Origin of the sequence: Streptomyces sp. NPDC059679 (assembly GCF_042734105.1) — a bacterium.
Taxonomy (GTDB): domain Bacteria; phylum Actinomycetota; class Actinomycetes; order Streptomycetales; family Streptomycetaceae; genus Streptomyces.
Genome location: NZ_JBHWES010000049.1, coordinates 60998 through 84744, shown reverse-complemented (window position 1 = coordinate 84744; position 23747 = coordinate 60998). Strand labels below are relative to the sequence as shown.

Here is a 23747-nt window from a genome sequence, read left to right as displayed (position 1 = left end):
TATGCGGCGGTTTTTGAATGCCATGCCCGGAATGACGTAATCCGGAAGAATTTCCGGATGTGGGAGAACCTGTCGGGCGTCTCCTGCGTCACCTCTATCGACCGTATGTGTCGACCGTACGGATCGCCGTTGCCCTACGCTTCCCGGTGATCATCGGGTGATCGTCTGGATACACATGGTGCACGTGCATCTGCTGGTGCATATGCGAATGCATTTGCTCGTTCGAATGCTCATGCATTTGCAGCCCAACAACGTTATGATCCGGGGCAGTTGACAGCTGTACTAACCAGTGGAGAGCCCTGTGCGCGACCACCCGTACAACGGCATGGCGGCCGCGGACCTGCAAGAGGCCGCCTGGCAGAAGAGCAGCCACAGCAATTCCCAGGGCTCGTGTGTGGAGTTCGCCAAGCTGCCGGGCGGACATGTCGCCGTACGGAACTCCCGCTACCCGGACGGCCCGGCCCTCATCTACACCCCGGCCGAGGTCGAGGCGATGCTGCTCGGCATCAAGGACGGCGAATTCGACCACTTGGTGCGCGACCTGGCCTGATCTGTCCCGGCCTGAACCGGCCTGGCCCGTGCCGGTCTGATTCGGCCCAGTCTGATTCGGCCCGTTCGGGCCCCGCCGCGGTGAGCGACACTGGTAGGTGGGTGCGATGCCCGGCTGGATGAGACGGCTGGGGAGATACGGCTATGAACGGGTCGATGCGCGTCGGACATGTTCTCGGAGTGCCACTGCGGATGCACTGGAGCGTCCCGGTGCTGGTGGCCCTGCTCGCCTACGGCCTGGGCCATGAGACGCTCCCGGCCTGGACCCCGGGCCATTCGAACGTCGTCTACGCCGCCGCCAGCGTGATCGGGGCGGCGCTGCTGATGGGGAGCCTGCTGCTGCACGAGGCCGCGCACGCGGTCACCGCCCGCAGGAAGGGCGTCTCGGTCGAGGACGTGACGCTGTGGGCGCTGGGCGGCATGACCAAGATGGGACGGCCACGGACCGCGGGCGTGGCGCTGCTGGTGGCCGTCAGCGGCCCGATCACCAGCCTGGTGATCGGGGGCGCCGCGATCGGGGCGGGCATCGGGGCACACGGCCTGATCGGCTGGGGGATACCCGCGGCGCTGCTGCTGTGGTTGGGGTGGGCCAATCTGCTGCTGGGCGTCTTCAATCTGCTGCCCGCCGCGCCGCTGGACGGGGGGCGGGTGGTCCAGGCGGTGATGTGGTGGCGCACGGGGGACCGGGAGCGGGCCGAGCGGGCGGCGGGCCGCAGCGGCCAGATCTTCGGCATGGCGATGATCGCCTTTGGCTGGGTGGCGTTCATCCGCGGGGCCACGGGCGGTTTGTGGTTCTCGCTCATCGGTCTCTTCATGGTGATCATCGCCAACGCGGAGCGGCAGCACGCCACCCTCACCGAGACCCTGCGCGGGGTGCGGGTGGCCGATGCCATGTCCCATCCGGTGGCCGCCGGGGCCGACTGGCTGACCGTGGACCGCTTCATCGACGAGGTGGCGGCGCCGGCCCGGCATTCGGTGCTGCCGGTCCTCGACTTCGAGGGCCGGCCGAGCGGGCTGGTGAGTCTGCGCGGCCTCGCGGCGGTGCCGTCCGGGAACCGGGGGATGCAGCGGGTACGCGATGTGGCCACGCCGCTCTCCAGGTGCACGCTCGCCGTACCGGGCGATCTTCTGAACGAGGTCATGGACCGGGGGGCGCGGCCCGGGGGCGGTATGCCGATCCTGGTCGTCGACCATGGCCATCTGGAGGGGATCGTCACCGCCCACGATGTGACGCGGCTCTTTCAGCTGCATGCGCTGGAAGCAACGGCGACCCCGCCGAAGTCCAGCCCCCTATGAGTGGTCGGGACGAAACGCCTGGCGCGGTCGCGACACCTAGCGCGGTCGCGGCAGCAGGAACAGCGCCCAGACGACCTTGCCGCGCAGCGTCCCGGCCAGCGGATGCCAGCCCCAGTCGTCGGTGAAGGACTCCACGAGATAGAGCCCTCTTCCGGACTCCTGGCTGAAGTCGGCCTCGCCGGCCACCGGGCTCCTCTCGCTCGGGTCCCGCACCGCGCACACCAGGCGTGAGCGCCAGCGCATCAGGTGCAGCCGCACCTGCGCCTCGGCCTCCGTGCCGGGCGGGCCGTCCGCGCGGACGCCGGGGCAGGCATGGCGCAGGGCGTTGGTGACCAGCTCGGAGACGACCAGGGCGACCTCGTCGAACATCTCCGGGAGTTCCCACTGTGCGAGCGTGGCCCCGGTGAACCGCCGGGCTCCTTGGACCGCTTCGAAGCGGGTGGGCAGCGAGCAGGAGGCGGAACCGGCGACGCCGGGGGCGTCGATCGAGGGGAGCCCCAGCCACACGGGCTCCAGCATGGTCGAGCCTTCGGTCCCCATGCGAGCACTCCTGCATCCGTGGCCCTGACGAATCCTGGCCAGATCTCGTACGAGCTTGCACGTGCGCAAGACCTATGGTTCCGAATGCGCACAACGGATGCAAGGGCAGATGCACGTGCACGCAGATTTTTTGGGGCTATGTACCCAACTTCGACACAGATTCTCCCTACGTCCTCTTGCGTACGTCTCACACTTGAGTAACGACATGTGCACAGGGCGGAGCCCGAATAGTGGCAGACTTCGGCCTCAGGGCTGCGGGGGTCGCCTTCGGAAGGGTGCGTTCCGTACAGGGAGGGTCGCAGACATGAGCGCTAGCGAGTCGAGCGGATCGGTGGTGCGCCGGATTCTCCTGGGCTCTCAGCTCAGGCGGTTGCGCGAGTCCCGTGGTATCACGCGGGAAGCGGCTGGTTATTCCATCCGGGCCTCCGAATCCAAGATCAGCCGGATGGAGTTGGGCCGGGTGAGCTTCAAGGCGCGCGACATCGAGGACCTGCTCACGCTCTACGGGGTCACGGACGAGACCGAGCGCGCGTCCCTGCTGGGCCTGGCCCGCGAGGCCAATGTCGCGGGCTGGTGGCACAGTTACGGCGATGTCCTGCCGAGCTGGTTCCAGACCTATGTCGGTCTGGAGGGCGCCGCCTCGCATATCTCCTGCTACGAGGTGCAGTTCGTGCATGGTCTGCTGCAGACCGAGGGCTATGCCCACGCCGTCGTCACCCGCGGTCAGCCGCAGGCCTGCCACTCCGAGGTGGACCGCCGGGTCGCGCTGCGGCTGGAGCGGCAGAAGCTGCTGGTCTCCGAGCGGGGGCCGGCCTTCCAGGTGGTGATCGACGAGGCGGCGCTGCATCGGCCCTACGGCGGACAGGCCGTGATGCGGGCCCAGATCCAGCACCTCATCACGGTCTCCGAGCAGCCCAATGTCACGCTTCAGGTGATGCCCTTCTCCTTCGGCGGACACGCCGGGGAGAGCGGTGCGTTCACCCTGCTGCGCTTTCCCGAGTCCGACCTGCCGGACATCGTCTATCTGGAACAGCTCACCAGCGCGCTCTACCTCGACAAACCCGAGGAAGTGGGGCAGTACCGGCGGGTGTTGGAGCGGCTGAGCGAGGACAGCCTGTCCGTGGGAAAGAGCCGTGACTTGCTGCGGGGCCTCCTTCAATGACCTTGACACGCCAGTAAGATGACGTTCTGTCAGCAATGCATGTTCTGTCAGCAATCCCCCACGCGTACGCGGTGTCGTTGAACGGCACCCCGTCCTCCAGATAGGGATGGCATGTCCTACTTCTCCGAGCTGGCCTTTCAGTACATCGATGGTGAGTGGCGGACCGGCAGCGGTTCCTGGGACATCGTCGATTTCAACCCCTATAACGGGGAGAAGCTCGCCTCCATCACCGTGGCCACCGTCCAGGAGATCGACCTGGCCTACCGCGCCGCCGAGCGGGCGCAGCCGGAGTGGGGCGGTACCAATCCGTACACCCGGCGCCTGGTCTTCGAGCGGGCCCTGCGGATCATCGAGGACCGTGAGAAGGAGCTCACGGAGGCGATCATCGCGGAGTGCGGTGGCACGCATGTGAAGGCGGGGTTCGAACTGCACCTCGCCAAGGAGTTCCTTCGCGAGGCGATCCAGCTGGCGCTGCGGCCCGAGGGGCGCATCCTGCCCTCGCCGGTCGACGGCAAGGAGAACCGCCTCTACCGGCTGCCGGTCGGTGTGGTCGGGGTCATCAGCCCGTTCAACTTCCCCTTCCTGCTGTCGATCAAGTCGGTCGCCCCGGCGCTCGCGCTCGGCAACTCCGTCGTGCTCAAACCGCATCAGAACACTCCGATCTGCGGTGGCGGGCTGGTCGCCAAGGTCTTCGAGGACGCCGGGCTGCCCGCCGGGCTGCTCAATGTGGTGGTCACCGACATCGCCGAGATCGGCGACGCCCTGATCGAGCACCCGGTGCCGAAGGTCATCTCCTTCACCGGCTCGGACAAGGTCGGCCGCCATGTCGCCACCGTCGCGGCCTCCCACTTCAAGCGCTCCATCCTGGAACTGGGCGGCAACAGCGCCCTGGTCGTCCTCGACGACGCCGATGTGGACTACGCGGTGAACGCCGCCGTCTTCAGCCGCTTCGTCCACCAGGGCCAGGTCTGTATGGCCGCGAACCGGGTGCTCGTGGACCGCCGGATCGAGCGCGAGTTCACCGAGAAGTTCGTGGCCAAGGTCGAGTCGCTGAGGGTCGGCGACCCGAGCGACCTGACGACGCATATCGGCCCGCTGATCAACGAGGGCCAGGCCGAGGCCATCAGCTCTCTCGTCGACCAGGCCGTCGCCGAGGGCGCCACCGCGCTGGTGCGCGGGCGGGCCGAGGGCACCCTCGTCGCCCCCAGCGTGCTCACCGGGGTCGCGGAGGACGCCGCGATCCTGAGCCAGGAGATCTTCGGCCCGGTGGTCCTGCTGATCCCCTTCGACGGGGACGAGGACGCCATCCGGCTCGCCAACGCCACGGAGTACGGGCTGAGCGGCGCCGTGCACACCGGCGACATCGAGCGCGGGGTGAGCTTCGCCAAGCGCGTGCGCACCGGCATGATCCACGTCAACGACAGCACGGTCCACGACGAGCCGATCGTGCCCTTCGGCGGAGAGGGGAACTCCGGGCTCGGACGGCTCAACGGCGACTCCTTCGTCGAGGACTTCACCACCACCAAGTGGATCTCCGTTCAGTACGGACGCAGTCAGTTCCCGTTCTGAGCCGCGGTGCGGTTGGTTGACGTGTCGTTGAGGACAGAGGCTGACCGCAAGGGGCCGTAGTGTCGGAGACATCGGGAGACGGAATTCCCGAAGGACCGACGGAAGGCGGACCCATGCCCACTCTGGTGAACCAGGAAGCCCACGGCGACGAGGCCGGAGCCCTTCTGGGCTTCCTCGACGCCCAGCGCGGCGCCGTCCGTCGGACGCTGCACGGCCTCACCGACGAGCAGGCGCTCCTCAAGCCGTCCGCCAGCGAGCTGTCGCTGTTCGGCGTGCTCAAGCACGTCGCCGAGGTTGAGCAGGCATGGGTCGAGGACGCCAAGCAGGTGCCGCACTCCATCCCGCGCGACCACTCCAACTTTCACCTGAGCTTCGAGCCCGAGGAGGGGCGGGCGACGGTCAAGGACGTGCTCGCCTTCTGGGACGGGGTGGCGGCCGAGACCGAGAAGTTCATACGTTCGCTGCCCGACCTGAACGGAACCTTCCCGCTGCCCCCGGCGCCGTGGTTCCCCGAAGGCAGTGTGCGCTCCATGCGCTTTCTCCTGCTCACCTTGATCCAGGAGATCGGCCGCCACGCCGGCCACGCCGACATCGTCCGCGAGACCATCGACGGCAAGACGGCCTTCGAGCTCATCGCCGCGACCGCAGCGGAGCGGTAGCCGACGGGGCCGTAGCTGGTCGGGGGCAGCTGGTCGGGGGAGCCGATCGGGGATAGTCGCTCAGGCAGATCAGGCAGGCGACCGGTTCACCGCCGCGGGGTGAGCCGGGGCCGCAGCGCGCACCAAGCGGGCAGGACTGAGGAGACCACCGCCAGCAGCGCGCAGGCGGCCACCGCCGCGCCTACCTCGCCCCAGGGCACCGCGAGCGAGGCCGGGACCGACAGCCGACCCAGCGCACCCCACAGACCGAGCAGTTGGACCCCGGCCACCGCCGCCCCGAGCAGCGCGCCCACGGCCACGGTCAGCAGCCCCTCCGCCGCCACGGCCCGCAGCACCTGGAAGGTGGTGGCCCCGGCGAGCCGCAGAGCCCTCAGCTCGGGTATTCGGTCGGAGGTGGCCATGACCAGCGTCCCGGCGAGCGCAATGCCCGCGTAGACCAGGGCGATGCCGACCACCACCAGCAGGCCCAGCCGGGTCTGCGGACTCGTCCGGGGATGGACGGCCGCCACCCAGGCGTCCCGGGTGAGCACCCTCCCGCCCTCCGACCGCACCGCCGCTCGCAACTCCTCGGCGACGCCGGCCGCGTCGGCCCCGGGCCGCAGCCGCACCTCGATCCGGTCCACCGCGGCGCCGCGCGCGTTCCGCCAGGTGACATACGCGCCGTTGTCGCCGGTGCCGGTCCGCAGGACCGCGACGATCCGCAGCGTCGCCTTCCGGCCGTCGCCCAGCCAGACGGCGACCCGGCGGCCGACTGTGGGCCGCTCCCATTCCTCGTTCACCACGATGCCCCGGTCGTCCAGGTCACGGACCGAGCCGGAGACCACGGGCAGCCGCCCGACGGCCGCGAGCCGCGCCGGATCCACCGCCCGCGCCGCCGACTTGACCAGCGCCGACTCTCCGTCACGGGAGAACACGGCGGTGGTCGCGGACGCGGACACCAGCGCTCCAGGGACATCGGACACCCGCCGCACCGCGCTCGCGCTCAGCCCCTCGGAGCCCGCCCCCGCGGTGACCACGAAGTCGGCGCGGGTCTGGGCGCGCAGTTCGGCCGCCTTCGCCTGGCTCACCGTCGCGGCCGCGCCCAGCAGGGATCCGGTGAGCGCGACAGCGATCAGCACCGGCGCGGCGACGGACGCGGTCCGCCGCACCCCGGCCGAGGCGCTTTCCCGGGCCAGGATCCCCGTCGCACCGGGCAGCCGGGCCGGCAGGTGGCCCAGCGCCCGCACCACCGGCCGTACCAGCAAGGGCGCCAGCAGGCCGACCGCGGTGATCAGCACCATGGGCTCGGTGGTGTAGGTCTTCCGCTTGAGCAGTTCTCCCGGATCGTCGGCCAGCGTCCACCCCAGCGTCGCCACCCCGGCCAGCAGCAGCCCGGCGCCCAGCAGCCGTCGGGTGACCGGCATGGTCCGGCTGTCCACGGCGGCCTCGCGCAGCGCCTCGGCCGGCTCGACCCGCCCGGCGCGCCGCGCCGCGGCCCACACCCCCGCGAGCGCCACCAGCAGGCCGGTCGAGAAGGCCACGGGAAGCGGCCAGAAGTGACCGTCGACGGTGAACCATTCGGGCGCCACCCCGCCCTCCACCAGCCGGCGCGCGAGCCATGGCGCGCCCCAGGTCCCCAGCGCGCAGCCCGCGGCCGAGGCGAGCACCCCCACGACCGCGGCCTCCGCGAGGACCACCCGTCTGAGCTGGCCGGGGGTGGCGCCCGCCATGCGCAGCAGGCCGAACTCCCGGCGCCGCTGGGCCACCGCGAAGGCGAAGGTGGAGGCGACCACGAAGACGGAGACGAAGCCGGTCACCCCGGCCGCCGTGCCGAGCAGCGCGTTGACCGTGAGCAGGGCCCGGCTGTCGCGGTCCGGGTCGGGGTCGGCCCGCCGCCGGTCCGCGCCGGTGAGGACCTGCACCCCGGCGGTGTCCGCCACCGCCTCGCGCACTTCGGCGGCTGGGGCGCGCACCACCAGCGCGTCGATCCGGGGCGAGAGGCGGGCGGCCTCGCCGTCGGTGAAGAACACCGCGCTCTCGAAGGCCGACCCGGGGACCGTGCCCACCACGACACGGGTCTTGTCCCCCGAGGCGGTCCCCACGCGGATCCGGTCGCCGACCCTCACCTCGCTCCCCGCGACGACCACCTCCCCGGCCTTCTGCGGCGCCCGCCCGGCAGTCAGCCGGTACGGGGTGAAGGCCGCGGCGGACCAGGGGTGGCCGACGGCGCCCTGGGGGAGCGCGGCCGAGCGCACGGGGAAGGTGCGGTCCGGTGTCACGGGGCCCAGCCGCCCGAGCCGGGCCACCAGCTCAGGCGGCACCGGGCGGGGATGGGCCAGCGGCGCCGACACCTTCTCGGTGTCCGGGCCGCGTCGTACGGGAACGGTGAGGGTGTCGGCGCCGCGCACCACCACGGGCGCGGCGGCGAACCGCTCCGGGCCCCGCCGGGGGGCCTCCAGCGTGGAGGCCAGGGCCAGGCACATGGTGGCGATCAGCGCGACCCCGAGGCCCAGCGCGACGAACGTGCCGACGAGTGTGATCCATCGGGTCCGCAGGCCGCCGAGCGTCATCCTCAGCACGGGACCGTCTCCAGCCGCGTCATCCGGGCGGACACCTGCTCGGCGGTCGGCCGCTGGAGTTCTCCGCTCACCCGCCCGTCGACGAGGAAGACCACCCGGTCGGCATACGAGGCGGCCACCGGGTCATGGGTGACCATGACGACGGTCTGCCGCTCGGCATCGACCAGCTCCCGGAGCAGCCGCAGGACATCGCGGCTGGTGGCGGAGTCCAGGGCGCCGGTCGGCTCATCGCCGAACAGCACCTGGGGCCGGGTGATCAGGGCGCGGGCGAGCGCCACCCGCTGCTGCTGGCCGCCCGACAGCTGACTGGGGCGGTGTCCGGCCCGGTCCGCCAGCCCCACCCGGGCCAGCGCCCCCTGTATCTCCGCGCGCGCGGGGGCGCGGCCGGCCAGCCGCAGCGGCAGGGCCACGTTCTGCGCGGCGGTCAGCGAGGGCAGCAGATTGAAGGACTGGAAGACGAAGCCGATCCGCTCCCGGCGCAGCCGCGTCAGCCGGGTCTGGCTCAGCCCCTCCAACGGGGTGCCGCCGATCGACACCGAGCCGGAGTCGGGCCGGTCCAGGCCCGCCGCGCACTGCAGAAGCGTGGACTTGCCGGAGCCGGAGGGGCCCATGACCGCGGTGAAGCTCCCCGCGGGAAAGGAGAGGCTGACGTCGTCGAGCGCCGTCACCCCGTCCGCGCCGGAGCCTGCGTCATAGCGCCGGCTCACCCGCGAGAGCCGGACCGCCGCGGTGTCCAGGTCAGTTCGTGTCATGCCTTCCAGACAACCGGCCCCGGCCCGCCCGTTCACGACCACTGGGCATAGTTCCGGGGTATGGCCAGCCATACCCCCAAGACGCCTACTGGACCGACTGTGGCGAGGGGGTGCCGGACCGTACCGTTCTTGCATGTCCACACGAAATGTCCGGCAGGCGCTGTATCAGCCCGGCTATCTGCGATCCGCCTGGCCCTGGCGCGCGGTGCTGTATCTGATGAGCAGCGCGCCCGTCGGGGCGCTCGCGCTGCTCGGCATCGTCGCCGTCGCCCTGGTCGGCGGGGCGTTGACGATACTGGTGATCGGGCTGCCGGTGCTGGTCGCGCTGGGGCTGGCCGGGGTGCCGGTCGGCGCGATCGAGCGCCGCCGGCTGCGGCTGGTGGACAACAGCCCGGCCCGTAACCCGCACCGCACACCGGACGAGCCGGGGCTCCTCGCCTGGGCGCGCGTGCGGTATCAGGAGCGGACGACCTGGTACGAGCTGGCGTACACGGTGCTGTTCGCCTTCGGCCTGTGGATGGCGGACGCGTTGGCCCTGCTGGGGGCGCTGGGGGCGTCCTTGGCGATGATGGCCACTCCGATACTGCTGGCCCTGGACGGCGACGGCCAGGCCCAGGCCCTCAAGTACTGGTCGGTCACCTCCTATCCCGAGGCGTCCGCGTGGTCCCTGGCGGGGGTGCTGCTCTTGCCGGTTGGCCTCTACGGCCTGGGTGTCTTCGCCGCGGTGCGCGCCGCGTTCGCCCATCTGCTCCTCGTGGGTCCCGAAGGCGAGCTGCGCGAAGAGCTCGGCGAGGTGGCCCGGTCGCGGGCCCGGCTGGTGCATGCCTTCGAGGCGGAGCGCCGGCGCATAGAGCGGGATCTGCACGACGGCGCCCAGCAGCGGCTGGTGGCGCTGACCATGACGCTGGGTCTGGCGCGGCTGGACGCCCCGCCGGGGCCGCTGGCCGACCAGCTCGCCAAGGCGCATGGCGAGGCGGGCAAGGTGCTGGCGGAGCTGAGGGAGTTGATTCATGGAATACACCCCCAGGTGCTGGCCGACCGGGGCCTGGAGGCGGCGCTGGGGGACGCCGCCGACCGTTCGCCGGTCCCCGTGCTGGTGAATGCCTCAGGGCTGGGGCGGCTGCCCGAACCGGTCGAGAAGGCCGCGTACTTCGTGGTCTGCGAGGCGCTGGCCAATGTCGCCAAGCACAGCGCGGCGGGGCTGGCCGAGGTCGGGGCCGAGATACGGGAGGGCTCGCTGTTCGTAACCGTCCTGGACGACGGGGTGGGTGGCGCGGTCCTGCTGCCGGGCGGCTCGGGAGGCCGGGCAGGAGGCAGCGGGCTGACCGGGCTGTCGGACCGGGTGGCGGCGCTCGATGGGACACTGAGGCTTTCCAGCCCGCCCGGCGGGCCGACGATTCTGAGCGTGGAGATACCGTGCGAGCCGATCGAAGTCTTCGGCTAGTCCTGGCCGAGGACAGCGTGCTGCTGCGTGAGGGGCTGGTGGGGCTGCTGGCCCGCTTCGGGCACGAGGTCGCCGCGGCCGTCGGCAACGCTCCCGCGCTGCGGGAGGCGGTCGCCGAACACTCCCCGGACCTGGTGGTCACCGATGTACGGATGCCGCCGGGGCAGAGCGACGAGGGGCTGCGGGCGGCGGTCGCCCTGCGCAAGGAGCGGCCGGGGCTGCCGATCCTGGTGCTGAGCCAGTATGTGCAGCGGACCTATGCGACCGAGCTGCTGGACTCCGGCGACGGCACGGCGGTGGGCTATCTGCTCAAGGACCGGGTCGGGCAGGTCGAGGAGTTCATGGACGCGCTGCGCCGGGTGGCCGACGGCGGCACGGTCGTCGACCCGGAGGTCGTGCGCCAGCTGTTCCGCCGCCGGCGCGACCCCCTGGGCCGCCTCACCTCGCGTGAGCGGGAGGTGCTGGCCCTGGTGGCCGAGGGCAAGTCCAATGCGGCCATCGCCCGTGAGCTGGTCGTCTCCGAGGCCGCGGTGGGCAAGCACATCGGCAACATCCTGGGCAAGCTCGATCTGCCCCCTGGCGAGGACACCCACCGTCGCGTCCTCGCGGTCCTGACGTTCCTCCGGGCGTAGGCCCTGCCTCCAGGTCCTGTCTCCCCAAAAGCTGCGGGGACTGGGCTGTGGCAGGGGGGAGAGGATCGGCTACCGGCGGGATGGGGCTGACCATGGCCGGGAGAAGGCCGTCTAGCCTGGACAGCGGCGGGCCCTCGGAGGGTCCGGGAGGGAGAGAAGACGGGCGATGTCAGCGATCCGGCTGCTGGTGCTGGGGGCGGTGCGTCAGCATGGGCGGGCCCATGGCTACCAGGTCCGTAACGACCTGGAGTTCTGGGGCGCCCACGAGTGGTCCAACGCCAAGCCCGGATCGATCTACCACGCGCTCAAGCAGATGGCCAAACAAGGCCTGATGGTCGCTCATGACGTCGCGCCGAGCACGGTCGGCGGACCGCCGCGCACCGAGTACGAGCTGACCGAGGCGGGGGAGGAGGAGTACTTCCGGCTGCTCCGCGAGTCATTGGTCCGCCATGACCAGAAGATCGACGAGCTGACGGCCGGGGTGGGCTTTATCGTCGACCTTCCGCGTGCCGAGGCGATCTCCCTGCTGAAGGAGCGGGTCGCGGCCCTGGAGGAGTGGCGGTCCGCGGTCACCGCGCACTGGATGCCGCCGGAGGCCACCCCCGACGCATGGGGCCATATCGGCGAGACGATGAAGCTCTGGGTGCACTCGGCCGACAGCGGGGCGCAGTGGACACGCGGGTTGATCGAGCGGCTTGAAGGCGGGGCGTATGTGATGGCCGGTGAGGGGAAGCGCTCGGTCGATGTGCTGATGGACGGTGTGGAGAGCGCGGTCGGCGCCGAGGGGCCATACGCGCTGCCGAGTGGCGAGGGCGATACCGAGGCTGAGCAGCACGGCCACTAATCAAGTTTGACTAGGCCCCATTCGGGCAGTATCTTTCCCGCCGCGCAGTAGTCAAATTTGATTACTGCGCTACTGAGGGGAGAGGAGAAGACCTTGGCCGACAGCGTCAGCAACCAACCCGCCATCGTCGTCGAGGGGCTGCGGAAGGCATATCGGGGCCGGGCGGCGCTCGCCGGGCTCGACCTGATCGTTCCGTACGGCATGGTCCACGCCCTGCTGGGGCCCAATGGCGCGGGCAAGACCACCTCCGTACGGATCCTGTCCACGCTGCTGCGCCACGACGGCGGGCGGGCGGAGGTCGCCGGATTCGATGTGCGGCGCCACCCCGACGAGGTCCGCTACCGCATCGGGCTCCTGGGCCAGCACGCGGCTCTTGACGAGGGTCTGAGCGGGCGGCAGAACCTGGAGATGTTCGGCCGCCTCTACCACCTGGGAGCCCGGGGAGCCGCGCGCCGTGCGGACGAGCTGCTGGAGCGGTTCGGCCTCACCGGCACCGGCCGTAAACCGGTCGGCCAGTACAGCGGAGGCATGCGGCGCAGGCTCGACCTGGCGGCCGGTCTGATCACCCGGCCCCGGGTGCTGTTCCTGGACGAGCCGACCACCGGGCTCGATCCGCGGGGCCGCGCCGAGGTGTGGGCCGCGGTCCGGTCGCTGGTCGGCGGCGGCACCACCGTGCTGCTCACCACCCAGTACCTGGAGGAGGCCGACCAGTTGGCGGACCGTATCTCCGTGATCGACACCGGCCGGGTGATCGCGGAAGGCACGGCCGATGAGCTCAAGGCCCGGCTCGGCGGGGACCGGATCGAGGTGGTGGTGCGCCACACCGGTCAACTGGACGCCGCCGCCTCCCTGATCGCCACCGCGGCCCGCGCCCGCGCCGTCGAGACCGACCCCGACAGCCGGCGGATCAGCGTGCCGGTCGCCGATCGGATGACCGCGCTCACCGGGACCGTACGGGCCCTGGCGACGGCCCGGATCGAGGCGGAGGACATCGCGCTGCGCCGCCCCACCCTCGACGAGGTCTTTCTGCATCTCACCGGGGAGCGCGCCGGCACCACCGACACCAAAGCCACGGACACCAAGAACATCGAGGAGGGCGCGGCCGTATGACCACCGCGACATACCCCGCGGCCGCCCGGAGCCGGCTCGGCCGGGCGGCCACCGACTCATGGACCATGACCCGGCGCGGCCTCGCCCACTGGGCGCGGCAGCCCGCCCAGTTGGCGGTCGGCCTGGTCTTCCCGGTGATGCTGCTGCTGATGTTCGCCTACTTCCTCGGCGGCGGTATGACCGTCCCGGGCGGTGGCGACTACAAGGAGTACCTGGTGCCGGGCATGCTGACGCTGACCATGGCGTTCGGCCTCGAGTCCACGATGATCGCCGTGACCCAGGACCTCAACAAGGGCGTCATCGACCGCTTCCGGTCCATGCCGATCGCCCCCTCGGCGGTGCTGGTCGGCCGCAGCGTCCTGGACATGCTCCAGTCGGCGCTGGGTCTGCTGATCCTCATCGGGGCCGGGTTCGCGATGGGCTGGCGCTGGCACGGTGGCCCCGGGGAGGCGGTCGCCGCGGTCGGGCTGCTGCTCCTGCTGCGCTTTTCCATGCTGTGGCTCGGTATCCACCTCGCCATGGTGGCCGGCCGCCCCGAGATGGTGCAGGCGGTGCAGGTCCTGATCTGGCCCATCGGATTTCTGTCGAACGTCTTCGCCTCGCCCGAGTCCATGCCGGGCTGGCTCGGCGCGATCGCGGACTGGAACCCGATGTCGGCGACGGCCACCGCGGTCCGCGAGCTGTTCGGGCGACCTGGCCAGGGCGGCGGTTCCTGGCCCGCGGACCACGCCCAACTGCTCGCCGTCTGCTGGCCGCTGGTGCTGCTCGCGGTCTTCTTCCCCCTCGCCGTGGGCCGTTACCAGCGCCTCAGCCGCTGAAACGAGTCCAACACGCCCGAATGCCGCGTGAGCCACACCATCACCCGTCGTGGGTGGTTCCGGATACGGTGCTGACATGGTGAACGACAGGGGGGACACGGACGCGAGGGCGACGGGCGGGGTCGGTTACGCACTGCTCGTCGCCGCCGCCCCGGGTGGCAGACAGCGGCTGATGGACGCGGCCGGGGCACTGCACCAGCTCGCGGCCGTACCGCCCGCCGCGTTACTGGGGACCGCGGGCGGGGCGAGCGTCGTACAGCTGGTGGATCCGGCCGATCCACAGACGGTGTTGACGCATCTGCGGACCGCGGCCGCCCACGAAGGGCCGGTGTTGATCTATCTGGCGGGCCAGCTCACCTTTGACGCCAAGCAGCGGCTGCCGCACTTCGCGCTGGCCCGTACGACACCGAGGACCGCCCGCTACACCGCGCTGCCCTGGCACTGGCTGGCGGCCGAGCTCGCGCGGCGGCCGGCGGGCAGCTCCACGGTGCTCGTCGATCTGGTGGCCGACGAGACGGCGTGGCCGCGGCTGTCGTCCGACCCCGTTCAGGCCGGCCGGCTGCTGGCGGCCGGGCTCACCCTCTACGGCTCCCTCGCGCCCGCTCCGCCCAAGCGGCAGACCGCGGCGCCGCTCTACAGCCGGGCGTTCGCCGCGGCTCTGCGGGGCGCGGCCGAGGACGCGTCGTTCGCGCTGCTGCATGAGCGTGCGGTCGCCGAGGCGGGTCTGGGCGGCGGCCCGGAGCTGCTGTTCGACGGGTCCGCCGTCCATGCCTACGTCCCGGCGGCCCCTCCCGCGGGCCTCCCGCACCAGCCCCGGGCCGCCGGTGCGAACGGCATAGTGACGCGCGTTGCGGACAGCCTGACGCAGGCGGAGGCGGAGGCAGAGGCGGAGGCAGAGGGCGACGCCCCGGCGCCCCGCCCGCAGGACCGCCTTCCGGACGGGCTGGTGCCCGAGCCCTTCGCCGCGCTACCGCCCCCGCCGCCGCCCCCCGAGTGGGAACGGACCCCGCCGCCCGCGCCCGCGACGGATCCGCACGCCGCGATCTTCGAGGCCGCGCACGCCGGGCGGCACAGCGAGGCCGCCTCCATGGCGGCGGCCTGGGAGCAGGAGGCCCTTCGCGCGGCAGGTCCGCGCTCCGGCGAGGCCATCCACTGGCTGGAGGTACGGGCCGACCTCGCGCGCCTCGCCGACGATCCCGCCCGCGCCTGCGAGCTGTGGATGTCGGTGGCCGACGCCCGGCTGGGCAATGGCCAGGCCGCCGACGACCCGGACGTCGAAGGGGCGGTGGACCGGGCCCACCACCAGTGGCAGTACGTCCAGGACTCGGCCAGGGCCGGCTCCCTCGCCCCCTTCCTGATATCGCTGCGCGGACGGGTGCCCGGCCGCCGGCCCGGCGCCCTGGAGGCGGTCCGGCGCAGGACCGAGTTCCTGCAGGAGACCTCACAGACGGGCTGACGGCCGCGCCCCGGACGGGCTGACGGCGGGCATCCGGCCCAGCATCCGGCCCGGCCCCCGCCCCGGCTCAGTGGTGGAAGGCCGTGGCCAGGTTCTCGGGCCGGTCCAGCGGGTGCGGCTGGCTCCGCAGTTCGGGCAGCAGCGTCTCCAGGTCCTCCAGGAAGAGGTCGGAGAGGTCCGTCGTGAATCCGTTGCGGCACACCACCCGCAGCACGGACAGGTCCTGCCGGTTCGGCGGGAAGGTGTAGGCGGGCACCAGCCAGTTGTGTTCGCGCAGCCGCCGCGACACGTCGAACACATCGAAGTTCCGCACACCCTCGGCCGTGGTGAAGGCGAAGACCGGCAGTTCGTCCCCGCGCGTCAGCAGCCTGAAGTCACCCAGCGCCTCGATCCGCTCGGCCAGCGAGCGCGCCACGTCCCGGGTGGTCTGCTGCACGGCGCGGTAGCCCTCGCGCCCCAGTCGCAGAAAGGTGTAGTACTGGGCGGCCACCTGGGAGCCGGGCCGGGAGAAGGTCAGCGCGAAGGTCGGCAGTTCGCCGCCCAGATAGTTGACGCGGAAGACAAGCTCCTCGGGAAGGTTCTCGACCGTGCGCCACAGCGCCCATCCCACGCCGGGGTAGACCAGGCCGTACTTGTGCCCGGAGGTGTTGATGGAGGCGACCCGGGGCAGCCGGAAGTCCCACACCAGGTCCGTATCGAGGAAGGGCGCCACCATCGCGCCCGACGCGCCGTCCACATGGACCGGGATGTCCAGTCCGGTGCGCTCCTGTAGGTCGTCAAGCGCGGCGCAAACCTCCGCGACGGGTTCGTACGAGCCGTCGAAGGTGGACCCGAGGACGGTGACGACGCCGATGGTGTTCTCGTCGCACAGGTCGGCGGCGGCCTGGGGGTCGAGGTGGAGCCGGTCGCCCTCCATGGGCACCTGGCGCGCCTCGACCTCCCAGAAGTTGCAGAACTTCTCCCAGCAGACCTGGACGTTGACCCCCATGACCAGGTTGGGCCGGGCCGCGTCCGGATAGCGTGCCGGGTTGCGTTTGGCCCAGCGGCGCTTGAAGGCCATTCCGGCGAGCATGCACGCCTCGCTCGAACCGGTGGTGGAGCAGCCCATGACCGAGTCCGGGTCGGGGGCGTGCCACAGATGGGCCAGCATCGCGACGCAGCGCCGCTCCAGCTCGGCGGTGCGCGGGTACTCGTCCCTGTCGATCAGGTTCTTGTCGCGGCACTCGAACAGCACCTGGTCGCCCTGTGGCTCCATCCAGGTGGTGACGAAGGTGGCGAGGTTGAGCCGGGCGTTGACGTCCAGCATCAGCTCGTCGTGTACGAGCTGATGAGCGGTGTGGGGCGCCATCGGGCCGTCGGGGAGCCGGTTGCGCGGCACCTCGTCGGCCATGACGCCGACCGGGTCGGCCACCCCGTAGAAGGGGTTGACGGCGACGCTGCGCCGCCGCCTGCCGTCGTCCCGCTTGCCGTGTCTGCCCGTGTGGAGCGTCATGGGCCGCCCAGTCCCCTCGGTCGTATGAGAGCCGTCGGCTGACCTTGGAGACAATACGGGCGTATCAGGCGAATATCCTGCTCCCGCGCCGCTACCCCGCGCTGCTCAGCGACAGCTTCACCGCGAACCCCAGGAACGCCGTGCCCGCCGCCGCCGACAGCCCGGCGGTCAGCCGCTTCCGCCGCCGGAAGGCCGCCGCCAGATGCGCGCCGGTGAAGATCAGCACCGACAGATACGTCAGGCTGAACAGCTGGACCCAGGCGCCCAGCGCCACAAAGGACAGCACCGGGTGGGCGTAGTCCGGGTCCACGAACTGCACAAAGAAAGAGATGAAGAACAGAATGGCCTTCGGGTTCAGCAGGCTGATCACCAGTGCCTTGCGGTACGGCCGCTCGGCCGCCTTGGCGCCGTGACCCCCAATCTCAGCCCCGGCCACCGCCGGGCCGTCCGGGCCGTCCTGTGCACCGTGCGAGCCCCGCGTCCGCCACAGCCGCCACGCCCCGCGCAGCATGCCCACCGCCAGCCAGCTCAGATAGCCGGCGCCGGTGAACTTCACCACGGCGAAGAGCGTCGGGCTCGCCTGCAGCAGCGAGGCCACCCCGCCCGCCGACAGCACCATCAGCGCCGTGTCCCCGCACACCACGCCCAGCGCCGCACGGTAGCCGGTGCGCGCGCCGCTGCGGGCGGCGACGGAGACCACATAGAGCGAGTTCGGCCCCGGCAGCAGGATGATCAGGGCGAGACCCGCCAGATACGTCGAAAGATCTGTTATTCCCAGCACAGCAGGCAGGATGCCAGCCGCCCCGGACACCTCCCACCGAGTTTCCGGGATACGGACTTGCACCTCACGTCGCGTGAGGGCGCACCGTGGAGCGCGTACCGAGGAAGGAGCGGACGGGCGATGAGCTACTCCGTGGGACAGGTGGCGGGCTTCGCCGGGGTCACGGTGCGCACGCTGCACCACTACGACGAGATCGGGCTGCTGAGCCCGAGCGCCCGCAGCCGGGCCGGGCACCGGCGTTACGACGACGCCGACCTGGACCGGCTGCAGCAGATCCTGTTCTACCGGGAGCTCGGCTTTCCGCTCGACGAGGTGGCGGTCCTGCTGGACGACCCGGACGTGGATCCGCAGGAGCATCTGCGGCGGCAGCACGCCGTGCTGACCGAGCGGATCGAAAGGCTCCGGAAGATGGCCGCCGCCGTCGAACACGCCATGGAGGCACGGAAGATGGGCATCAACCTCACACCGGAGGAGAAGTTCGAGCTCTTCGGGGCCAAGAACCCCGAGGCATACGCCGAGGAGGCCGAGCGGCGCTGGGGCGGCACCGAGACATACGCCGAGACCCAGCGGCGCACGGCCGGCTACACCAAGGAGGACTGGCGGCAAATACAGGAGGAGGTCGCCGACTGGAGCGCGCGGTTCGCCGCCCTCATGGAGGAGGGTGAGCCGGCTTCGGGTGAGCGGGCGATGGACATGGCCGAGGAGCACCGGCGCCATATCTCCACGTGGTTCTACGAGTGCACCTTCGAGATCCACCGGGGGATCGGCGAGACGTATGTGACCGACGAGCGGTTCCGGGAGTTCTACGACTCGATCCGGTCCGGGGCCGCCGAATTCCTGCGCGAGGCGATCGCGGCCAACGCCGCCCGCCACGGCTAGCCGCGCCGCGCGCCCGCATCGCCCTGCGGCTCAGGCCGTACTCCTCGCTCAGGCCGTACTCCTTGCTCCGGCCGTACGCCTCGCTCCGGGCGTACGGCCAGCGGGAACCGAGGGAACGCACACGGCGTTGATAGCTTTGGGCGGCACACTGTGATGACCCCACCCTGTCCGCCCCCACCCTGCGGCCGGGCCTCGCACGAGCCTGCACCCCTCGACCCAGGAGCCTGTCACCCGTGACCAATCTCGCGCTCGGCCCCAGTTGGCTGGACCCCGACTACCTCATCGAAACCTTCGGCCTGCTCGGCGTCCTGGCGATCGTCTTCGCGGAGTCCGGCCTGCTCATCGGCTTCTTCCTGCCGGGCGACTCGCTGCTGTTCACCACGGGCCTGCTGGTCACCACGGACGTGATCAAGCAGGACCTGTGGCTGGTCTGCGTCGGCGTCGCCGCCGCCGCGGTCATCGGTGACCAGGTCGGGTATCTCTTCGGCCGGAAGGTCGGCCCCTCGCTCTTCCGCCGCCCGGACTCCAAGCTCTTCAAACAGGAGAACGTGGAGAAGGCCCATGAGTTCTTCGAGAAGCACGGGCCCAAGTCGCTGATCCTGGCCCGCTTCGTGCCCATCGTGCGCACGTTCACGCCGATCATCGCGGGCGTGAGCCGGATGAACTACCGCTCCTTCATCATCTTCAACATCATCGGCGGTGTCGCGTGGGGCGTGGGGGTCACCCTGCTCGGGGCCGCGCTCGGGAAGGTCGCCTTCGTCCACGCGCATATCGAGCTGATCCTGGTCGGCATCGTGCTGCTGTCGGTGATCCCGATCGTCATCGAGTTCCTGCGCGCCCGCGGCAAGGCCAAGAAGGAGGCCGCGGCGGGCCCGGCGGAGCCGACGGGCGCCCAGGGCCCCGCGGCGGGCCCGGCCGGGCCGGGAGCCGGCCCCGAGGCGCGCTACCAGGCGCAGCAGCCCTCGGGCCCGGCGTCGCGCGGCCGTCACGCCAAGCGCTGACGCCCAGCAGTCCCACACGCACAAATCCCACACGCACAAACCCCACAACCCCCACCCTTCGGATGGCGGCCATCGACCCGCACAATGGGCTCGGTGGCCGCCATGCTGCATGGCGGCCGGCGCACATCAGGCACAGAGGCGGGTGAGGAGCGAAGCGACGTGGGGTCCGAACGACAGCGCGGTCAGCGTGGTGCGAGCGTGCCGGAGGCGGAGCCGGCGGGGAGCCGTAAACCGCAGTCGGATGAGGCGCACAGCGCCTTCACCCCGCCGCTCGGGATGCCCTTGCCGCCCGTACCCGAGGACGACCACCCCACCTCCGAGTTCGCCGTCCCCGAGGGGCTGGCCCCCGAGCCGGCCACCGATACCGACACCGAGGGTTCGGCCTTCGTACCGCCCGCGGGGGTCAAGACCGGCCCGCAGAGCGGCCAGGCCGCGAACTTCCCGGCGTTCACCCCGCCCAACGGCATCCCCGCCATCCAGCTCACCAATGAGGGCCCCTGGCAGGACCGGATGCGCACCATGCTGCGCATGCCGATCAGCGAGCGCCCGGCCCCCGAGCGCCAGGAGCGGCAGGACGAGGCGGGGCCCGCCGTACCGCGCGTACTGGACCTGATCCTGCGCATCGGCGAACTGCTGCTCGCGGGCGGGGAGGGGGCCGAGGACGTCGAGGCGGCGATGTTCGGCGTGGCGCATGCGTACGGGCTCGACCGCTGCGAGCCGACCGTCACCTTCACCCTGCTGTCGGTCAGCTACCAGCCCTCGCTCGTCGACGACCCGGTCACCGCCAGCCGGACCGTACGCCGCCGGGGCACCGACTACACCCGGCTGTCCGCCGTCTTCCGGCTGGTCGACGACATCACCTCCGGCGAGGACTTCACCCTGGAGGAGGCATACCGCCGCCTCGCCGAGATCCGCCGTAACCGCCACCCCTACCCCGGATGGGCGCTCACCCTGGCCGGTGGCGCGCTGGCCGGCGCGGCGAGCATGCTGGTCGGCGGCGACTGGCCGGTCTTCTTCGCGGCGGCGGTCGGCGCGATGCTCGGCGACCGGCTGGCCTGGCTGGCCTCGGGGCGCGGGCTGCCGGAGTTCTACCAGTTCGTGGCCGCGGCGATGCCGCCCGCCGCGATGGGCGTCGCGCTCAGCCTGGCCGGGGTGGGGCTGCAGGCCTCGGCGGTGATCACCGGCGGGCTGTTCGCACTGATCCCCGGGCGGGCGCTGGTGGCGGGCGTCCAGGACGGGCTGACCGGCTATTACATCACCGCCGCGGCCCGGCTCCTGGAGGTCGTCTATCTGATCGTCGGGATCGTGTGCGGCGTGCTGACCGTGCTGTACGGGGGCCTCCAACTGGACGCCAAGCTCAACCCGGAGGCGGCGCTGCGCCAGGTCGACCGGCCGGTGGTGCAGATCGTCGCGGCGATGCTGCTCGCGCTGACCTTCTCCATCCTGCTCCAGCAGGAACGTCACACCGTGCTGTTCGTGACCCTCAACGGCGGGGTCGCCTGGGTCGTCTACGGAGCGCTGCACAACACCGCGGGCGTCCCCGCGGTCGCCGCCACGACGGTCGCCGCCGGGCTGGTGGGGCTCTTCGGGCAGATGCTGTCCCGCTATCGCTACGCGTCCGCACTGCCGTACGTCACGGCCGCCATCGGGCCGCTGCTGCCCGGTAGCGCCACGTACTTCGGCCTGCTGTCGCTGGCCCAGGGCAATCTGGACCGCGGTATCGCGCACCTCACCCAGGCAGCGGCATTGGCCCTGGCCATCGCCATCGGGGTGAACCTGGGCAACGAGGCCGCGCGCCTGTTCCTGAAGGCCCCGCGGCCCGAGACCGAGGCGTCGGGCCGCCGCGCCGCCAAGCGCACCCGCGGTTTCTGAGAACCGGCGCTGACGCTACGCAGCAGACGCAACACAAAGGGCGGACCGGAAAACCGGTCCGCCCTTTCCCATAGCCCTCGAAGCGTTTTAAGGCTCAGCGCAACTCACAGGCTCGGCGCAACTCAAGAGAAGTCGGCACGCTCAGTGCGCGCCGCCCGCAGCCTCCAGCCGCTTCACGGACGCCTCGACCTCGGCCTCGGCCTCGGCGCGGCCCACCCAGTTGGCCCCCTCGACCGACTTGCCCGGCTCCAGGTCCTTGTAGACCTCGAAGAAGTGCTGGATCTCCAGGCGGTCGAACTCCGAAACGTGGTGAATATCACGCAGGTGCTCGACCCGCGGGTCGGACGCGGGCACGCACAGCAGCTTGTCGTCGCCGCCGGCCTCGTCCGTCATCCGGAACATGCCGATCGCGCGGCACTTGATCAGACAGCCCGGGAAGGTCGGCTCGTCCAGAATGACCAGCGCGTCCAGCGGGTCGCCGTCCTCGCCGAGGGTGTTCTCCACAAAGCCGTAGTCAGCCGGGTAGCTGGTCGAAGTGAAGAGTCGACGGTCGAGACGGATGCGCCCCGTCTCGTGGTCCACCTCGTACTTGTTGCGCGAACCCTTGGGGATCTCGATGGTGACGTCGAACTCCACGGGTGGCTCCTCCATGATCAACACATACGTCTGGTGATTAAGTGTCCCCCACGCAGGTGTGTGGTGGCGAAAGGGGCTGGTCCGACGTGCCTGAAGCCAGATCGTGGCAGGTCAGGTGGTGGCAGAGCCAGTGGCAGAGCGCCACGGGCCGGTGGCGGAGCGCCACGGTGGAGCAGCGGCTGACGTGGCGACTGTCGGCGATCTCCGCCGTCGTCGGCCTGGTGGTGGCGGTCGCGACGGTGTTCGCGGCCGGGCCGTGGGACTCCGGGCAGCGTACGGCCGAGCGGGCCCGCGCCGCCGGGAGTCCCGGCACAGGTGGCGAGCGTCACGGCGAGGGCCCCGGGCGGCCCGTGCCCAGCGCCTCGCCGGTGCTGGCTCCGCTGGGCACGGCCGCCGTCGCGCCCTCCCCGGACAGTGGCGACGACGCGGTTCCGCAGCCCACCCGGGCGGGCCTGGCCGACGCGCTGGAGCCGCTGCTGGACGACGGGGCGCTGGGCGAACCGCGCTCGGTGTCCGTCGTGGACTCGGCGACCGGGCAGCAGCTGTACGGGACGCAGGCGTACACCCAGGCGGTGCCCGCCTCGATCATCAAGCTGGCGACCGGCGTCGCCGCGCTCTCCGCCCTCGGACCCGACCACCGCATCGAGACCACCGTCGTCGTCCCCGGAGACGGAGACGGAGACGGAGACGGAGACGGCGCGAAGGGTAAGGACAAGGGCCTCATCGTGCTGGTCGGCGGCGGCGACCCCACCCTCACCGCCCGCGCCGCCAAGGGCGCCGACGCCCCGGCCAGCCTGCGCAAGCTGGCCGACAAGACGGCCTCGGCGCTCAAGAAGAGCGGCACCGAAAGCGTCCGGCTGGGCTACGACACCTCGCTCTACTCCGGCCCGGTCCTGCACCCGATCGGCCCCAACGAGAACATCTCCCCCGTCACCCCCCTCATGGTCGACGAGGGCCGCCTGGACGACAGCGACCACGGCCCGGCCCCCCGCTCCCACGACCCCGCCGCCGACGCGGCGGAGGAGTTCGCCACGATGCTGCGCGACCGCGGGATCGACGTGAAGGGCGAGCCGCGGTCCGTGAAAGCCGCCAAGGACGGGAAGAAGGCGCGGCCGCTCGCCACCGTCCGCTCCCAGCCGCTGTCCTCCCTGGTCGAGCGGGCGCTGACCAACAGCGACAACGACATCGCCGAAGCCCTCGCCCGGCAGACCGCCATCGCCGCCGGCGAACCCGCCAGCTTCGACGGCGCGGGACGGGCCGTCATGGACCGGCTGGACAAGCTCCGGCTGCCGCTGTCGGGCGCCCGTATCGTCGACGGCAGCGGCCTGGACCGGGCCGACCATGTGTCCGCGGCCCTGCTCGCCCAGGTCCTGGTGCGCGCCGCCGACCCCGACCACCCCGAGCTGCGATCGGTCCTCACCGGTCTGCCGGTGGCCGGCTTCACCGGGACGCTGCGCGGGCGCTATGCGCAGGAGGCGGTCGGCCGTGGCGTGGTCCGGGCGAAGACCGGGACCCTGACGGGCGTCAACACGCTCGCGGGCGCCGTCGTCGACGCGGACGGCCGCCTTCTGGTCTTCGCGTTTATGACGAACGGAACCACCGACCCCCAGGGCGCACAGCGCGCGCTGGACCGCATGGCGTCCGCACTCGCGAACTGCGGCTGCCGCTGATGACCTCGTCGCCTCCCGGAAGGACCG

At 71.3% G+C, this 23747-nt stretch carries 21 protein-coding genes; 15 read left to right on the top strand and 6 right to left on the bottom strand.

What is annotated here, in order from left to right; translation table 11 throughout:
• Positions 1–325: 325 nt before the first annotated feature.
• Positions 326–550: a DUF397 domain-containing protein gene (locus ACFV2X_RS37795; protein ID WP_358638915.1), complete on the top strand. Its 225-nt coding sequence runs from the start codon at positions 326–328 to the stop codon at positions 548–550.
• Positions 551–693: 143 nt separating this feature from the next.
• Positions 694–1845, top strand: coding sequence for a site-2 protease family protein (locus ACFV2X_RS37790; protein ID WP_385625634.1), 1152 nt, complete (start codon positions 694–696; stop codon positions 1843–1845).
• A 36-nt stretch (positions 1846–1881) separates the two neighbouring features.
• On the opposite strand, the gene ACFV2X_RS37785 is transcribed toward ACFV2X_RS37790, so the two are convergent.
• Positions 1882–2385 (bottom strand): ATP-binding protein, encoded by a 504-nt coding sequence (locus ACFV2X_RS37785; RefSeq protein WP_385625633.1) that lies wholly within the window; start codon positions 2383–2385, stop codon positions 1882–1884.
• Between the two features lie 304 nt (positions 2386–2689).
• On the opposite strand from ACFV2X_RS37785, the gene ACFV2X_RS37780 reads away from it, so the two are divergent.
• The 3 genes from ACFV2X_RS37780 (at position 2690) to ACFV2X_RS37770 (ending at position 5775) form a co-directional block, all read left to right on the top strand.
• Positions 2690–3547, top strand: coding sequence for a helix-turn-helix domain-containing protein (locus ACFV2X_RS37780; RefSeq protein ID WP_385625632.1), 858 nt, complete (start codon positions 2690–2692; stop codon positions 3545–3547).
• A gap of 111 nt (positions 3548–3658) precedes the next feature.
• Positions 3659–5116 carry an aldehyde dehydrogenase family protein gene (locus tag ACFV2X_RS37775; protein ID WP_385625630.1) on the top strand — a complete coding sequence of 486 codons (1458 nt, stop codon included), beginning with the start codon at positions 3659–3661 and terminating at the stop codon, positions 5114–5116.
• Between the two features lie 113 nt (positions 5117–5229).
• Positions 5230–5775, top strand: a complete 546-nt coding sequence (locus ACFV2X_RS37770) for a DinB family protein (RefSeq protein WP_385625629.1) — start codon at positions 5230–5232, stop codon at positions 5773–5775.
• Between the two features lie 86 nt (positions 5776–5861).
• On the opposite strand, the gene ACFV2X_RS37765 is transcribed toward ACFV2X_RS37770, so the two are convergent.
• Both ACFV2X_RS37765 and ACFV2X_RS37760 read right to left on the bottom strand, forming a co-directional pair.
• Positions 5862–8333 carry an ABC transporter permease gene (locus ACFV2X_RS37765; RefSeq protein ID WP_385625627.1) on the bottom strand — a complete coding sequence of 824 codons (2472 nt, stop codon included), beginning with the start codon at positions 8331–8333 and terminating at the stop codon, positions 5862–5864.
• A complete protein-coding gene (locus ACFV2X_RS37760; protein ID WP_385625625.1) occupies positions 8327–9085 on the bottom strand; it encodes an ABC transporter ATP-binding protein in 759 nt (252 codons plus the stop codon). The genes ACFV2X_RS37765 and ACFV2X_RS37760 overlap by 7 nt, the downstream gene beginning before the upstream one ends.
• A gap of 133 nt (positions 9086–9218) precedes the next feature.
• Between ACFV2X_RS37760 and ACFV2X_RS37755 the strand changes: the two genes are divergently transcribed.
• The 6 genes from ACFV2X_RS37755 to ACFV2X_RS37730 all read left to right on the top strand — a co-directional run bounded on the left by ACFV2X_RS37755 (position 9219) and on the right by ACFV2X_RS37730 (position 15389).
• Positions 9219–10529: a sensor histidine kinase gene (locus tag ACFV2X_RS37755; RefSeq protein WP_385625623.1), complete on the top strand. Its 1311-nt coding sequence runs from the start codon at positions 9219–9221 to the stop codon at positions 10527–10529.
• On the top strand, positions 10502–11161 hold the full coding sequence (locus ACFV2X_RS37750) for a response regulator (protein WP_385625622.1): 660 nt from the start codon (positions 10502–10504) through the stop codon (positions 11159–11161). Before ACFV2X_RS37755 ends, ACFV2X_RS37750 begins: the two co-directional genes overlap by 28 nt.
• A 166-nt stretch (positions 11162–11327) precedes the next feature.
• A complete protein-coding gene (locus tag ACFV2X_RS37745; RefSeq protein ID WP_385625621.1) occupies positions 11328–12005 on the top strand; it encodes a PadR family transcriptional regulator in 678 nt (225 codons plus the stop codon).
• Between the two features lie 93 nt (positions 12006–12098).
• Positions 12099–13115: an ATP-binding cassette domain-containing protein gene (locus tag ACFV2X_RS37740; protein ID WP_385625619.1), complete on the top strand. Its 1017-nt coding sequence runs from the start codon at positions 12099–12101 to the stop codon at positions 13113–13115.
• Positions 13112–13933 carry an ABC transporter permease gene (locus tag ACFV2X_RS37735; protein WP_385625618.1) on the top strand — a complete coding sequence of 274 codons (822 nt, stop codon included), beginning with the start codon at positions 13112–13114 and terminating at the stop codon, positions 13931–13933. Before ACFV2X_RS37740 ends, ACFV2X_RS37735 begins: the two co-directional genes overlap by 4 nt.
• Before the next feature lie 76 nt (positions 13934–14009).
• Positions 14010–15389, top strand: a complete 1380-nt coding sequence (locus tag ACFV2X_RS37730; RefSeq protein ID WP_385625616.1) for a hypothetical protein — start codon at positions 14010–14012, stop codon at positions 15387–15389.
• A 67-nt stretch (positions 15390–15456) separates the two neighbouring features.
• Here the strand turns inward: ACFV2X_RS37730 and ACFV2X_RS37725 are convergent, their stop codons facing one another.
• Together ACFV2X_RS37725 and leuE are read right to left on the bottom strand one after the other, a co-directional pair.
• Positions 15457–16881: a glutamate decarboxylase gene (locus tag ACFV2X_RS37725; protein WP_385625614.1), complete on the bottom strand. Its 1425-nt coding sequence runs from the start codon at positions 16879–16881 to the stop codon at positions 15457–15459.
• Positions 16882–16972: 91 nt separating this feature from the next.
• Positions 16973–17662 carry a leucine efflux protein LeuE gene (gene leuE, locus ACFV2X_RS37720; RefSeq protein WP_385625613.1) on the bottom strand — a complete coding sequence of 230 codons (690 nt, stop codon included), beginning with the start codon at positions 17660–17662 and terminating at the stop codon, positions 16973–16975.
• Between the two features lie 120 nt (positions 17663–17782).
• Between leuE and ACFV2X_RS37715 the strand changes: the two genes are divergently transcribed.
• The 3 genes from ACFV2X_RS37715 to ACFV2X_RS37705 all read left to right on the top strand — a co-directional run bounded on the left by ACFV2X_RS37715 (position 17783) and on the right by ACFV2X_RS37705 (position 21414).
• The gene (locus ACFV2X_RS37715) at positions 17783–18541 is read left to right on the top strand and encodes a MerR family transcriptional regulator (RefSeq protein ID WP_385625611.1); all 759 of its coding nucleotides are present in this window, start codon (positions 17783–17785) and stop codon (positions 18539–18541) included.
• 233 nt (positions 18542–18774) lie between these two features.
• A complete protein-coding gene (locus ACFV2X_RS37710) occupies positions 18775–19542 on the top strand; it encodes a DedA family protein (protein ID WP_385625609.1) in 768 nt (255 codons plus the stop codon).
• Between the two features lie 159 nt (positions 19543–19701).
• A complete protein-coding gene (locus ACFV2X_RS37705) occupies positions 19702–21414 on the top strand; it encodes a threonine/serine exporter family protein (protein WP_385625607.1) in 1713 nt (570 codons plus the stop codon).
• Positions 21415–21555: 141 nt separating this feature from the next.
• Here ACFV2X_RS37705 and ACFV2X_RS37700 read toward each other — a convergent pair whose 3' ends face one another.
• A complete protein-coding gene (locus ACFV2X_RS37700; RefSeq protein ID WP_014178498.1) occupies positions 21556–22050 on the bottom strand; it encodes an inorganic diphosphatase in 495 nt (164 codons plus the stop codon).
• A gap of 86 nt (positions 22051–22136) precedes the next feature.
• Here ACFV2X_RS37700 and dacB point away from each other — a divergent pair, with 86 nt between their 5' ends.
• A complete protein-coding gene (dacB, locus tag ACFV2X_RS37695; protein ID WP_385625605.1) occupies positions 22137–23720 on the top strand; it encodes a D-alanyl-D-alanine carboxypeptidase/D-alanyl-D-alanine-endopeptidase in 1584 nt (527 codons plus the stop codon).
• Positions 23721–23747 lie beyond the last annotated feature (27 nt).

What these genes read in the sequence shown, in the direction of transcription:
- ACFV2X_RS37795 (WP_358638915.1), top strand. Translation starts at nt 326, where the DNA reads ATGGCGGCCGCGGACCTGCAAGAGGCCGCCTGGCAGAAGAGCAGCCAC.
- ACFV2X_RS37790 (WP_385625634.1), top strand. Translation starts at nt 694, where the DNA reads ATGAACGGGTCGATGCGCGTCGGACATGTTCTCGGAGTGCCACTGCGG.
- ACFV2X_RS37785 (WP_385625633.1), bottom strand. Translation starts at nt 2,385, where the DNA reads ATGGGGACCGAAGGCTCGACCATGCTGGAGCCCGTGTGGCTGGGGCTC.
- ACFV2X_RS37780 (WP_385625632.1), top strand. Translation starts at nt 2,690, where the DNA reads ATGAGCGCTAGCGAGTCGAGCGGATCGGTGGTGCGCCGGATTCTCCTG.
- ACFV2X_RS37775 (WP_385625630.1), top strand. Translation starts at nt 3,659, where the DNA reads ATGTCCTACTTCTCCGAGCTGGCCTTTCAGTACATCGATGGTGAGTGG.
- ACFV2X_RS37770 (WP_385625629.1), top strand. Translation starts at nt 5,230, where the DNA reads ATGCCCACTCTGGTGAACCAGGAAGCCCACGGCGACGAGGCCGGAGCC.
- ACFV2X_RS37760 (WP_385625625.1), bottom strand. Translation starts at nt 9,085, where the DNA reads ATGACACGAACTGACCTGGACACCGCGGCGGTCCGGCTCTCGCGGGTG.
- ACFV2X_RS37755 (WP_385625623.1), top strand. Translation starts at nt 9,219, where the DNA reads ATGTCCACACGAAATGTCCGGCAGGCGCTGTATCAGCCCGGCTATCTG.
- ACFV2X_RS37745 (WP_385625621.1), top strand. Translation starts at nt 11,328, where the DNA reads ATGTCAGCGATCCGGCTGCTGGTGCTGGGGGCGGTGCGTCAGCATGGG.
- ACFV2X_RS37735 (WP_385625618.1), top strand. Translation starts at nt 13,112, where the DNA reads ATGACCACCGCGACATACCCCGCGGCCGCCCGGAGCCGGCTCGGCCGG.
- ACFV2X_RS37730 (WP_385625616.1), top strand. Translation starts at nt 14,010, where the DNA reads ATGGTGAACGACAGGGGGGACACGGACGCGAGGGCGACGGGCGGGGTC.
- ACFV2X_RS37725 (WP_385625614.1), bottom strand. Translation starts at nt 16,881, where the DNA reads ATGACGCTCCACACGGGCAGACACGGCAAGCGGGACGACGGCAGGCGG.
- ACFV2X_RS37715 (WP_385625611.1), top strand. Translation starts at nt 17,783, where the DNA reads ATGAGCTACTCCGTGGGACAGGTGGCGGGCTTCGCCGGGGTCACGGTG.